At 65.1% G+C, this 12,767-nt stretch carries 11 protein-coding genes; 6 read left to right on the forward strand and 5 right to left on the reverse strand.

Annotation, left to right across the window (positions count from 1 at the left end):
- Nucleotides 1–172: 172 nt before the first annotated feature.
- Both OKW28_RS15220 and OKW28_RS15225 read left to right on the forward strand, forming a co-directional pair.
- Nucleotides 173–1,414, forward strand: a complete 1,242-nt coding sequence (locus OKW28_RS15220; RefSeq protein ID WP_429446725.1) for a TrkH family potassium uptake protein — start codon at nt 173–175, stop codon at nt 1,412–1,414.
- Nucleotides 1,404–2,099 carry a potassium channel family protein gene (locus OKW28_RS15225; protein ID WP_429446727.1) on the forward strand — a complete coding sequence of 232 codons (696 nt, stop codon included), beginning with the start codon at nt 1,404–1,406 and terminating at the stop codon, nt 2,097–2,099. Before OKW28_RS15220 ends, OKW28_RS15225 begins: the two co-directional genes overlap by 11 nt.
- Before the next feature lie 26 nt (nt 2,100–2,125).
- Here OKW28_RS15225 and OKW28_RS15230 read toward each other — a convergent pair whose 3' ends face one another.
- The gene (locus OKW28_RS15230; protein WP_429446729.1) at nt 2,126–2,752 is read right to left on the reverse strand and encodes a glutathione S-transferase family protein; all 627 of its coding nucleotides are present in this window, start codon (nt 2,750–2,752) and stop codon (nt 2,126–2,128) included.
- Nucleotides 2,753–2,934: 182 nt separating this feature from the next.
- On the opposite strand from OKW28_RS15230, the gene OKW28_RS15235 reads away from it, so the two are divergent.
- Nucleotides 2,935–4,602, forward strand: a complete 1,668-nt coding sequence (locus OKW28_RS15235; RefSeq protein WP_429446731.1) for an ATP-binding domain-containing protein — start codon at nt 2,935–2,937, stop codon at nt 4,600–4,602.
- A gap of 40 nt (nt 4,603–4,642) precedes the next feature.
- Here OKW28_RS15235 and OKW28_RS15240 read toward each other — a convergent pair whose 3' ends face one another.
- A complete protein-coding gene (locus OKW28_RS15240; RefSeq protein WP_429446733.1) occupies nt 4,643–5,590 on the reverse strand; it encodes a phosphoribosyltransferase in 948 nt (315 codons plus the stop codon).
- A 268-nt stretch (nt 5,591–5,858) separates the two neighbouring features.
- Here OKW28_RS15240 and OKW28_RS15245 point away from each other — a divergent pair, with 268 nt between their 5' ends.
- Both OKW28_RS15245 and OKW28_RS15250 read left to right on the forward strand, forming a co-directional pair.
- Nucleotides 5,859–6,428 (forward strand): molybdopterin-dependent oxidoreductase, encoded by a 570-nt coding sequence (locus tag OKW28_RS15245; RefSeq protein WP_429446735.1) that lies wholly within the window; start codon nt 5,859–5,861, stop codon nt 6,426–6,428.
- Nucleotides 6,398–8,245, forward strand: a complete 1,848-nt coding sequence (locus OKW28_RS15250) for an ATP-binding response regulator (protein WP_429446737.1) — start codon at nt 6,398–6,400, stop codon at nt 8,243–8,245. Before OKW28_RS15245 ends, OKW28_RS15250 begins: the two co-directional genes overlap by 31 nt.
- A gap of 59 nt (nt 8,246–8,304) precedes the next feature.
- On the opposite strand, the gene OKW28_RS15255 is transcribed toward OKW28_RS15250, so the two are convergent.
- The 3 genes from OKW28_RS15255 to OKW28_RS15265 form a co-directional block, all read right to left on the reverse strand.
- On the reverse strand, nt 8,305–9,159 hold the full coding sequence (locus OKW28_RS15255; protein WP_184067124.1) for a helix-turn-helix domain-containing protein: 855 nt from the start codon (nt 9,157–9,159) through the stop codon (nt 8,305–8,307).
- Between the two features lie 407 nt (nt 9,160–9,566).
- Complete coding sequence (locus OKW28_RS15260) at nt 9,567–10,907, reverse strand: type II toxin-antitoxin system HipA family toxin (RefSeq protein WP_429446739.1); 1,341 nt, start codon at nt 10,905–10,907, stop codon at nt 9,567–9,569.
- Nucleotide 10,908: 1 nt separating this feature from the next.
- Entirely contained in the window at nt 10,909–11,163 is a 255-nt protein-coding gene (locus tag OKW28_RS15265) for a helix-turn-helix domain-containing protein (protein WP_018420847.1), read from the reverse strand.
- Between the two features lie 231 nt (nt 11,164–11,394).
- Here OKW28_RS15265 and OKW28_RS15270 point away from each other — a divergent pair, with 231 nt between their 5' ends.
- Nucleotides 11,395–12,735 (forward strand): NAD(P)/FAD-dependent oxidoreductase, encoded by a 1,341-nt coding sequence (locus OKW28_RS15270; RefSeq protein WP_429446741.1) that lies wholly within the window; start codon nt 11,395–11,397, stop codon nt 12,733–12,735.
- Nucleotides 12,736–12,767 lie beyond the last annotated feature (32 nt).

Below are 12,767 nucleotides of genomic sequence, written 5' to 3' on the forward strand. Positions count from 1 at the left end.
ACAACAAACGAAAAATAGGGTCTTTACTGGCAAAAAATGCCTATTCTTTGTCAGTCAGTCGCTGAATGTGTTTGATGGGACCTCGATGAGACAACTGCTTCACCCATCTCGGGCAGTAGCCTTAGCCTTTCTCTTTGCGATTGCCGCAGGGACCCTCCTTTTGCGGTTGCCCTTGTCGCAGGCCAAAGGTGAGGCAGCGCCGTGGCTGAGCGCTTTTTTTACCGCTACCTCCGCGGTCTGCGTGACTGGACTCGTCGTTGTCGATACGGGCACCTACTGGTCAAGCTTTGGACAGTGGGTCATCCTGGGGCTGTTTCAGATTGGCGGTTTCGGCATGATGACCGCAGCCACCTTGCTGGGACTCATGGTCAACCGGTCCTTGCCGCTGCGAGCGAAGCTGATCACCCAGGTCGAGACGCACACGCTCCGTCTCGGGGACATCGGCAGCGTGGCGCGCCTGGTGCTCGTCGTGACGCTCGTCACTGAACTGACCACGGCACTCTGGCTGACGGTCAGGCTTCATCTCGGGTACAACTTCCAATGGGACGAGGCCGCATGGAGTGGATGGTTCCATGCGGTCTCCGCGTTCAACAACGCGGGCTTTTCAATTCACCCGGACAGTCTGATGCGCTATGCCGCCGACGCGTCGATGCTGGTTCCGGTGATGGTCGCGATTGTCGTCGGCGGAATCGGGTTTCCGGTTCTGTACGATCTGCGGGAAAAACTTCGGGGTGCCCGTCGGCTTTCGTTGCACACCAGGCTCACTTTAGTGGTCACGGGGGCGCTGCTGCTCGGCGGATTTCTTGCGTTGCTGCTGTTCGAATGGACCAATCCGAAAACCCTCGGTCCGATGCCGTTCGGAGAGAAGCTCCTTTCGGCAGCTTTCGCCTCGGTATCCGCGCGCACGGCGGGTTTCAACTCGCTCGACGTCGGCGCAATGAGTCATGACAGCTGGGCCCTGCATTTCTTCCTGATGTTCGTTGGCGGGGGCAGCGCGGGGACGGCAGGGGGTGTCAAGATCGGCACCATCGCCATTCTGGCCTTGCTGGTGATCGCAGAGATCCGCGGGCGTGGCGATATCGAAGCGTTTGGGCGCCGTGTCAGCGCGTCGGCGCAGCGGCAAGCGATTACCGTGGTGGCGCTGGGTGCCGTGATGATCACGGTCGGCACACTGATCGTTTTGCACATCACCGATTTCCCTACCGATCAGGTCATCTTCGAAGTCATTTCGGCGTTCAGTACGGTCGGTCTGTCAACGGGTATCACCGGTGATTTGCCTGCGCCGGCACAGTTCGTGATCATCGCGCTGATGTACGTCGGCCGGGTTGGAACCATTACCTTTGCGACGTCGTTGATGCTGGTTGAGCGGCGTGCGCAATATAGCTACCCCGAGGAGCATCCAATTGTTGGCTGACCTGTTCAAGATTTCGCTCTCTTTTTCGAAAAGCGACAGTGTGGTCGTCATCGGTTTGGGGCGGTTTGGCTGTGCCGTGGCCCAGTCGCTGCTTCGGCTTGGCCATGACGTGATGGGAATCGACCGGGACGAGCAGCAGGTGCAGTTATGGGCGGACCGGTTGACGCATGCCGTCCAGGCCGATTCGACCAACGTGAATACCCTGCGCCAATTGGGCGTTGCCGACTTCCCTCATGCGATCGTGGGCGTTGGAAGCGACCTGTCGGCGAGCCTGATGACCTTGATGGCCCTAACGGAACTTCAGATCAAGGACATCTGGCTGAAGGCGGTGACCACGGAACACGGCCAGATTGCCCAGCGCATCGGCGCGCATCACGTGGTTTATCCGGAAGCGGAAATGGGTGAACGGATCGCTCACCTGATCACAGGCCGAATCTTGGACTACATTGAATTCGGCGAAGGATTTGCCGTCGCCACGATTCATGCCCCGGCGCCGACACACAACTGTCCGCTCGCAGATTGCGGCCTTCTGGAGGCGTTCGGTGTCATGGTCGTGGCCGTCAGGCGCGCTGGCGGAGAGTTCCAGCACGCGGGGCCTGACACAGTTGTTGTGCCGGGGGATCTGCTGATCGTATCGGGCCCCGCGAGCAGGGTTGAAGAGTTTGCGGGTCACGCGAATACCTGAACCGTTTGCGCCGACCCGCGCCATGCTCAGGTCAACGGGAAATCCACATACTTCTTGAACCCCGAGCGCGTCGACAGACGCGAATACCAGCGCTCCAGATTCGGCAGCGGCGGCCGCTGCAAACCGTCGAGGCCGAACCAGCGCTTCGCGTACGCGCCGATCACGATATCGGCGAGCGTGAACTTGTCGCCTTCGAGAAAGAAGCGGCCCTGCAGATGCGTGTCGAGCAAACGCCACAGCACGGTGACCGCCTTCACGTCGGCGGCGAGTTTGGCGGCGTCGCGCTCGGCCTCGGGCGTGCGCACGAGGGTCCAGAACACGGGACGTTCCATTGGCTGCAGCGTCGACAGCGACCAGTCCAGCCAGCGGTCGATGCTCGCGCGCAGTTTCGGGTCGGCCGGATACAGCAGGCTCGATTCGCCGTATTGCATCGCCAGATAGCGCAGGATCGAGTTGGATTCCCACAGCACGAAGTCGTCGTCGACCAGCGTCGGAATCTTGCCGGTCGGGTTCATCGCGAGATAGTCGGGTTCGTTGTTGCGGCCGAATTGCAGGCCCGCGTCGATGCGATCGAACGGCAGCACGAGTTCGTCGCAGCACCACAAGACCTTCTGGACGTTGACCGAGTTGGCGCGTCCCCAGATCGTAATCATCCGGTAAATCCTTTTCTCTTACGGTTGGCAAGCCGCGCGGCGTGCGCGGCGTTCAGCCAGTAACGATACACGATGCGCGCGCCTTTGCGCGACGGGCCGCCCGGCCGACATTGCGTTGCGTACAATGACCGCACTCCGGATCGCCCGCTGAAAACACGCATCCCAACTCATTGAGGCATCGCATGGCCCGCATTGTTCCCGACGACTGGAAAAGCCTCGAAGCGACCGGCGCGGCGGCGCGCGAACGTGAAACGCTCGCGCTGCTCGAAAAGCCACTGCCCGCCGACTACACCGTCTACCACGGCGTGCATTGGACGCGCCTGAACCAGAACTTCTCCGTGTTCGGCGAGGCCGATTTCGTGATCGTGAGTCCCGCCGGGCGCCTGCTGATCATCGAGCAGAAGACCGGCTTTCTGCGCGAAACGCCGAAGGGGCTCGTCAAGGTGTATCTGCAAACCGAGCGAAACGTCGCGATCGCGCTCGCGCATACGATCGAGAGTCTGCACCGGCGTTTTACCGCGGCGTTCGGCGCGGGCGCCTATTTCATCGAGGAACTGCTGTACTGTCCCGATCACATCGTCAAGGATGCGGCGATCGCCGGCGTGAATCCCGCGCGCATCGTCGACGCTACGCGGCGCGAGCGTCTCGCGGCGATCATCCGCGAAGCGCTGCCGGCCGATGAACCGCGGCTTCCCTGCGCGGCGAAAATCCACCACTTTCTCGCCGACGAACTCGCGTTGACGCCCGACACGAGCGCGCTCGTCGGGCAGGCGGGCACGCTCGTCACGCGCCTCGCGGGCGGACTTGCGACATGGGCCCGGCGGCTCGAATTCGCGCCGTTCCGTTTGCGCGTGATTGGCACGGCGGGCTCCGGCAAGACGCAACTCGCGGTGCAGGTGATGAAGGACGCGGTCGCGCGCGGCGAGCGGCCGTTGTACGTGTGCTTCAACCGGCCGCTCGCCGATCACATCGCGCGGGTCGCGCCGCCGGAGGCGAAAGTCGCGAACTATCATCAGCTTTGCGACTGGATCGCGCGCGACGCGGGCCGCGCGCCCGATTTCCGGTCGGCGCAGGTGTTCGATCAACTGGAGGCCGTATTCGCCGACACGCCGATCGAACCGCGCTGGCAATTCGACGTACTGATCGTCGACGAAGGGCAGGATTTCCAGCAGCCATGGTTTGCCGCGCTCGAGCGGCTGCTGCGGCCGGGCGCCGCGTGGTGGTGGCTCGAAGACCCACTGCAGAATCTGTACATGCGTGAGCCGGTCTCGTTGCCCGGCTGGACCACGCTGAAAGAAACCACCAATTACCGCAGTCCTCGCGACATCCTCGATTATCTGCGCGACGTGCTGGGCGCGTCCGTGCCGCTGGCCGCGGCACTTACGTCGGGCAGTCCGTTCGACGGCTCCGAGGTTTCGGTGTCGGTCTACGACGAAGCGCAGGGCGCCGAAAGCAGTATCGACGCAACCAAGCGCGCCATCACCCAGGCGCTATCGCTCGGTTTTCGCAAGCAGGACATCGCGGTGCTGTCGTTCCGCGGCCGCGAGGGCTCGGCGATGAGCGCGCTCGATCATCTCGGACCGCATCGGCTGCGCAGTTTCACCGGCAAATACGATCTGTTCGGCAACCCGGAGTATCGTGAAGGCGACGTGCTGTTCGAGTCGATCTACCGCTTCAAGGGGCAGGCGGCGCCGTGCGTGATCTTCACCGAGATCGACTTCGACGCGTTCGACGAACGCAGCGCGCGCAAGCTGTTCGTCGGCGCGACGCGCGCGACGATGAAGCTGATCGTCGTCGCGTCGCAGCGGGCCGCGCGGCATTTGCAGTTGCGCGAGGCGAAGGACAGGTAGCGGCGGCGTTCGGGCGCTGCGCCCACTCGGAACGTTGCGCTCAACTCCACGCCCTTGCGCTCACCAGCATCCCCGTGCGCGTCAGCGCATCCCACCAGATCACGCGCAGCAGCGGCGCTTGCTGCGCGATCAGCAGCGCCTGCACCGGATCGCTTTCGACGAAGTGCGTGACACCCGCCCGCAGCGCCGCGCTCGCCTTGTGCGCGGCCGCGCCGGCGAGGCTGTCGTCGTGCAGGCCGGGCGTGCGCATCGCCAACTGCATGTGAGCGAAGCCGTGTCGCGCCAGCCACGCTTCGGTGCGCGCGCGATCCATCTCCGGGCGGCCCGTGATGATCGTGCGCACCTGCTGCAGGTCGATGCCGGGCAGCACCTCGAACGGCAGCAGCGCGTCGCGCTCGGCGAGCGCGGCGGCGAGGTCCTCGTCGTAGCGCGCGAGCGGTACGTCGGGCAGCAGGATGCCGTCGAGGTCGATCGCGTAGACCGCGTACTCGTGGTCGTTCGCCATTGCGGGCGCGGCGCCGGCTTCGACGCGCGCCCAGTCGTCGCGGTAGCGCTCGGTGTACGCCTGGCGCTCCCATGGAAAGAGGGCGAAGTAGCCGCGCGCATCGATCGCGTAGTCGGGCTGCGCGCGGCTCAGATCATCGACCGCGGCGGTCAGGGTTTTGACTTCGAGCCCGTGCGCCTGCAGAAACGCGATGCAATCGACGAGCGTAAAACCGCGTCCCGCGATGTCCTCGCACAACAGCACTTTCGATCCGGCGGGCGGGATCGGCAGCGTCGAATCCCATGCGACCGCGCGCGTCTGGCGGTCGTAGCGCAGGAACGCGACCGGCGCGCCGACCGCGTGCGACACCATCAGCGCGAGCGGCGCGCCGCCGCGCAGAATCCCGAGCGCCATCGCGAAACGCTCGGCCAGCAACGCGGGTTGCAGTGATTCGATCCAGTGATCGAGCTGTTCGTACGTCAGAGGCAGGACCGGCTTGTTCATGACTATCGAGGCGCCGCGTGGCGCGATGGAAGGCAATGGTCCGCGGGGATGCGCGCCCGGCGCGCGCTGACGCACTGGCGCGACATCGCGGGTCCCCGTTTTTGAGTCAGCGCATTTTGGCGATATTATGCATGCGGGTCAAAGGTCGCGTGTCGGGGTCGCACGCGTTTGACGGCACGGCACGGCGCAATTTCGCGTGGCATGAGATCGGCTGACCGTGGCGCCGCCCGCGGTCCGGCGAATCAACGAAAACGGATAAAAAAAGCAAATGGCCAATCTGATTGCAACGCTGCCCAACGCAGCCAGCGGAACCGGTGTGCCCTGGCGGATGCGCTGGCTGACGGGGCTGGCGGGACTGATCGTCGGGCTTTCCGTCTGTTGCGCGCATGCGCAGTCGGGCGCGCGGCAGTCGCCGGCGCTGGCGCTCGACGTGCAGGGCAAGATCGCCAATACCAACGACGCCGCGCATCGCACCTATCACTTCAACGAGGCTCAACTGCTCGCGCTGCCCGTGCATACGATCACGACCTCGACCACCTGGACGCCGCGCTCGACGTTCACCGGGCCCCGGCTCGCCGACATCCTGAAGGCCGTCGGCGCGCACGGCACCCAGATCGAGCTCCACACGTTCGACGACTACACCTACACCGTGCCGGTGTCGGACTGCGAACGCTACGGCGTGATCGTCGCGTACAGCATGAACGGCCAGCGCCTGAAACTCAGCGACTTCGGGCCGCTGTTTCTGATCTATCCGCGCGACGCTTTTCCAGATGAACTGACTGGCGCGGTCGGCGACTCGAAATTCGTATGGCAGATCAAGGCCCTCATCGTCAAATAGCGCGCCGTCCGTGGCGGCGCGTGTTGTACGTGCTGATCTGGCTGATGGCGCTCGCGGCGCCCGCCGGCGCGATCGGCTATCTGCTCTATGCGAACCTGTTGAACCCGCGCGCAACCGAGCAGCTGACCGGTACCTACGACGGTTTCTACTGGGACGCCGCGCAACTGCAGATCGCGTACGCGCGCTTCGAGAACCAGCTGCTGCTGTATCAGTCCGGTGCCGACGACGATTATCAGCAGTTGCAGCTGCGCTTCCAGCTGCTGCAATCGAAGCTGCGCGTGATGGCCGGCTCGACGCATCGGCTCTCCGCGCAGCTCGCTCTGTTGCAACAGCAGCTCGACGAAATCAAGACGCTCGAGACTGTGCTCGGCGACATCCAGCCCGAGATCGACGTACTGCAGCGCGACCGTGCGCGTGCCGCGAAGATCGACGCGCAGCTGCGCCAGCACTGGAGCGAGGTCAACGATCTCGCGCTGTCGCGCCGTTTCGCCGATGTCGCCGACCGCGAGGCGATGAACCGCGATTTCATCGACAAGCGCCGCATTCTGTTCGCGGGCGGTCTGGTGCTGCTATTGCTGTCGGCGGCGGCGACGCTGCTGCTCGTGCTCAACGGCCGGCGCCGCACGCGGCTGATGCGCCAGCAGCGCGCGGCGCTGGAAGCCGAGCATCAGGCGAGCCGCGCGGCGCGCGAGGCGAGCCTCGCGAAGGATGCGTTTCTCGGCATGATCGGCCATGAGCTGCGCACGCCGTTGCATGCGATCGTCTCGTCGGTGGAATTGCTCGGCTTCAACTATCACTCGGAGGCCGACCGCAAGGTGATCCAGCGGCTCGAAACCGCGGCGCGCCATCTCGAGGCGCAGATGAAGGACCTGACCGACTACGCGCGCCTTGGCGCCGGCAAGCTCGAACTGCGGCACCAGCATTTCGAGCCGCGCGAGCTGCTGGCGTCGATCGTCGATGAACACACGATGTCCGCCAGGACGCGCGGGCTCGAGCTCGAAAGCGAGGCGAGCGGCGCGAGCGGGCTCGTCGAGTCGGACCCGCACCGCATCCGGCAGATCGTCAACAACCTCGTCACCAACGCGATCCGCTACACCGAGACCGGCACGGTGCGCGTCGAACTGCGGCAAGAGCCGGCGCTGCTGGTTTTCGTCGTCAGCGACACGGGGCCGGGCGTGCCGTCCGAACAGATCCCGCTGATCTTCGAGGAGTTCACGCAGCTCGACGCGTCGCGCACGCGCCGCTTCGAAGGCGCGGGGATGGGGCTCACGATCGTGCAAGGGCTCGTGAAGCTGTTCGGCGGCACGGTGGATGTTGCGAGCACGGTCGGCGAGGGCACCCGCTTCACGGTGAGGATCCCGGTCGTGCCGGTCGCAACCGTCGAGCCGGCCGACGTCGCGGAGCAAGCCGAGCCGGACGGCGCGCAGCCGTGCGTGCTGATCATCGACGATAACCGGCTGATCCGCGAGTCGCTCAGCGAAATGGTCGCGCACATGGGCTACGACTCGCTCGCACTCGGCAATGTCAACGACGCGCTCGCGTGGCTCGACACCCACCGCTGCGAAGTGGTGCTGCTCGATCTGCACATGCCGGAGCGCGATGGCTACACGTTTCTCGAAGACTTCGCGATGCGCGGCGGACCGTCGGCGGGCGTGCCGGTGATCGTGGTCAGCGCGTACGCGCCGGAGGTCGTGCGGAATGGCGAAAGTGGCGCGACTGGCGCGCTGTCGGTGTTCGAGGCGCTGTTAAAGCCAGTCCATTACGAGGATCTGAAGCACGCCCTGCAGCGGGCGCTGGCGGCGCGGCATCAGGCGTGAGCGCGTGAGCGCGTGAAGGTGGCGCTGCCGCGAACGGGGCGCGCATCGGCGCCCGCGCTTCAGGGGCGGTTCAGCCGCTTCGACAGATCGGCGACGAGGATCGCCATGCGCGCGGGCTTCTCGTAGCACGCGACGTCGAAATCGCGGATCACCTCGCTGATCTCCGATTCGCTGGCCTTGCCGGTCAGCAGTTCTCCGGTCAGTACGAAGATCGGCGCGTCCGGGTTCTCCGACGCGCGCACCGCGCGAATCGCGGCCGCCGAGGTCTGCGAGCCGAACAGCCAGTCGATGATCACGCCGTCGAACACCTGCGTCTGCAACTGCTCGCTGAAGGCCGCGAGCCCATAGATCGCGACCGCAGTGAAGCCGCTGCGCTCCAGATAATCGCGCAGGTTATCGGCGCTTGCACGATCGTCGTCGACCACCGCGATGGCCGGCTTGTCGGTCTCGGCGCGGCGCGGATAGATCTCGATCTTGTGAACTTCGTACGCGCTCTGATACAGCGCGCCATCATGACGCGAGACGCGCCATTGACCGAGCCGCGAATAGGCGACGAATTCCGGGCGGCTACCCGGTTCGAGCGCCGCGCCGACCCACGCGGTGCAGGCGATTTCGGTCGCGCCGATGCAGAACACCGCCTCCTGGGCGATCGCGCCGACGACGCCCGGATCGAGCGACTGCGCGCCGAACAGCTGCGCCGCGGGTTCGTCGAATACCTCGGCGACTTTCTTGATCTGCGACAGCGTCCACGGACTATTGCCGCGCAGTTTGCGGTGCCCCTGAGAAAAACTCAGATCGAGGATGCGGCATAGCTCCGTGGTTTGCTGTCGCTTGCCGATTCCATGCCTGCTCATCAACTCGCGCACGCGCTCGGCAACCGCGATGGAGTCGGGTGAGTGTGTTTCGTTGGCCATGCTGCGTGAAAATCCGCTGGGTTAAAAGGTACATCTGGAGCGCGGTCGGCAGGCGCAAGCCGACCCTGCGCATGCTATGCGCATGAATCGGCCACGCGGGGACAGCAAATGTACCGTAAAAAAATTCACCATTTATGATTTTGTCAGACCGGCCGCCGAGTCCGCTGATGCAAGCGACGCCATGGCCGTGCCGGTGACTTTTGATGCATTGAGCATCACAAGGCATTCTACCGGTGAAACGATGACGAAACCGTAGGGAATCCACGAATGAGTAGTGCGCAAGGCGACGGATCCGGCCGCTTGCCGCAAAGCCCGGCAGGTCCGCTCTTGCGGAAAAGCCAGGCGAGAGGCGCAATGAAAAGTGTGTCCGGAGGGATCGGGTTTGCGCCGGCACGCGCGGTCCGCGTTCAGCTTGCCGGCATCGTGTCGAGCCGGGCCGCCGAATTTTGAAGTTCTTTGAAAATCCGCTCGGCGACCTTGCCCGGAAAGCGCTCGGGCAACTCCGCCGACACCCGCTCGATCACGCCAGGTGTCTGCTCGATCAGACGCTGGAGCAGCGGCTCGGCGTCGGCGCCGTACGAGCACTTCAACGCCATCGCGTTGAAGTGTCGCCGCTGCACGTCGCGAAACGCATCGTGCTTGCTGCGCGACCATAGACCCATCGCAAGCCGCGCCTTGTACCACGACCACTGGTTCGGGCCGTTGCCCTCGACCGGCCAGATCGACATCACGTCGTAAAGCGGCGTCAGACGGTACTGGCCACCGACGAGCAGGCGGATGCTGAAGTTCTTCGCGTGGCCGTCCGGCGCGGCCAGCATCCAGAACAGGATCTGGCTCGCGAGCAGGGTCTCGATGTCCTGCCGCGCCTCGACCGATTGCTGCAGAATCCGCGCGAGGTCGAGCACGCCGGGGCCGCCCTCGTTTTCGTACTTGCGATGCGACGGCACGCCGTAGACCTGGCAGAAATCTTCCTGCGGCAGACGCAGCAGCCAGCTGCCGCTCGAATGCATCTGCCGGTCGAAGCGTTCGACGGCGAGCACGCGCTGCTTGCCGAACCTGAGCACCTCGGTGTTCGCGACCGGCAGGCCGAACGCGCGCAGAATCCGCAGACACAGCCACTCGTTTTCGACCGACGTGCTGAGATCGGCGAGCCGGTTGCCGACCAGCCCGAGCGGCAGCTTGAAGATATGCGTGGTCGGCGTCGCGCCGTGCGGCCGTTGCCATTGACCGTCGTGCCACAGCAGCGCGGTTTTCTCCTGCGCGCCGGCGAGCGAGATGCGGAAGTCGTCGGATTCGTCGGGCGCGCCGAGCGTCGGTTTGCCGACCGTCTGCGCGAGCAGCGCCTCGATGTCGTCGTCGGAAAGCGGCGTGCCTTCGATGCGCTGGACCCCGGCCGGCGCGTCGTCTTCGGCGAGCAGCTGGACCGCGCCGACGCAGTCGCGGCCGATGGCCTGCAGCAGATCGAACGCGTCGAGCGTTTCGGTGCGGTAGCGCTGCGCGATGCGTTTGCGGATGACGTCGCTGTCGGGCAGCAGGTTGTCGAAGTAGTTGAGCACCCGCGGCCCTTTGTGCGTCATGTTGCCGGGCGTGAACGGCAGCGACAGCGACAGCGGACGACCCGCGGGCGACGCGATCCAGGCGGCGTCGTAGGCGAACTCCATCGGGCCGCGCGCGGGCAGCCGCCAGAGCCCGACGCGCTCGCCGTTGGCCCACACCGACAATGCCTTCGAAGCGGTTTGCCGGGCCATCTCACCACTCGACGTTCGGTGCCGGCTCGGAGCTCGGCTGATTTTTGTCGCGCAACTGCAGTTGCAGGCCGTAGGCGCCGCACAGCGCGAGCAGCTGGGTGAGCGTGAGCCCGCTCGCATCGGTTTCGAGCGTGGAAATGCGGCTTTGGCTCACGCCGACGCGCGCGGCGGCCTCGGTCTGCGTGAGGCCGGCCTGGCGGCGGCTGGCCGCTAGCAACTGCGCGAGCTGGTCCGACGTGGCGATCAGGTGGAGCATGGCGGATTATCTGCGAGACGAATAAATGCAATTTATGCGTGAGACGAATATTTGTCAAATATTTGTGTGACGCATAATCGACAAATATTCGTGTGACGGATAATCGGGCATTTCGGCGGGCGCCGGCCGCGCCGTCCCGGCTGCGACCAGCCGCGGTACCGACGTCGCTCGTCATTGCGGACAATGGCTCCCACTGCGAAGATGACGCCCACATCTCCAATCCGCCCACCGATGACCACGACTTACCCGCTGCACTCGACCTTCACGCCCGCCGACCAACCGTTTCCCGGCCACGCCGACGTCGTGATCGCCGGTGCCGGCATCATGGGCTGCGCGGCCGCTTATTACCTGGCGCGGCGCGGCCTGTCGGTGGCGGTGCTCGACAAGTCGCGGATCGCCGGGCAACAGTCATCGCGCGCGTGGGGTTTCGTGCGTCAGCAGGGTCGCGAAGCCGCGGAGGTGCCGCTGATGATCGCCAGCATTCCATTGTGGAAAGAACTCGAACGTGAGCTGAATTTCGATCTCGAATGGCGCCAGGGCGGTTGCCTGTATGTCGCCACCCATGACGAAGACTGGACATCGTTTCAGCAATGGACCGAGGTCGCGCGTCAGTATGGCCTCGATACCCGCACGCTCGACCGCAGGCAGATCGACGCCGTGGTGACCGGCATGCAGGGCCCCGCGCTCGGCGGCCTGTACACGCCAGGCGACGGCCAGGCCGAACCGCGCCGCGTCGCCGCGGCCTTCGCGGCACGGGCGGCCGAAGCCGGCGCGCTGTTTTTCGAGGGCTGCGGCGTGGTCGGCGTCGAACGCGCGGGCGGTGCGATCGCTGGTGTGGTCACCGAGCGCGGCACGATTCGTACCTCGCGTCTGATTTGCGTGGCCGGCGCGAGCAGCTGGCGGCTGCTCGGAACGCTCGGTCTCGAACTCCCGCAGCAGGCCGTGCGCGGTACCTGCATGCGCACCAATCCGTTGCCGCCGATCACGGCGTCGACCTTCTGGGGCCACGGTCTCGGCATCCGGCAGCGCGCGAACGGCGCGATCAATCTCGCCGACGACATGCAGGTCGACATCGACATGACGCTCGGTCATTTCCGCGCGCTGAAATGGTTTTTGCCCGAACTGTGGACGCAGCGCGAGAAGTTCAGCTTCCATCTGAACGGCGCCTGTTTGCGCGATCTGCGCGAACGTCTGCCGGGCGGCGTGCCCGACGCCGAACGCGTGCTCTATCCGCGCGACCCTCATCCGCAGCCGAACGCGAGCCACGCGCCGCGCGCGCTGAAAAAGCTGCGCGCACTGTTTCCGGCGTTGCGCGACGCCCAGGTGGTCGAGGCGTGGGCGGGGCTGATCGACGTGTTGCCCGACGGCATTCCGGTGATCGATGCGGCGCCGCAGGTTCCGGGCCTGACGATCGCGACCGGCTTCTGCGGTCACGGTTTCGCGATGGGGCCGATTGTCGGCAAGCTGCTGGCTGAACTCAACGATGGCGGCAAGGCGTCGCTCGATCTGTCGGCGTTCCGTTTGCAGCGTTTCTTCGACGGCACGATGAAGCGGCCGCGCAGCATGCTGTAACCCCGCGCAACCCAGCCCGATACAACCCAATC

Origin of the sequence: Paraburkholderia sp. 40 (genome assembly GCF_050434105.1) — a bacterium.
In the GTDB taxonomy this organism is placed as follows: domain Bacteria; phylum Pseudomonadota; class Gammaproteobacteria; order Burkholderiales; family Burkholderiaceae; genus Paraburkholderia; species Paraburkholderia tuberum.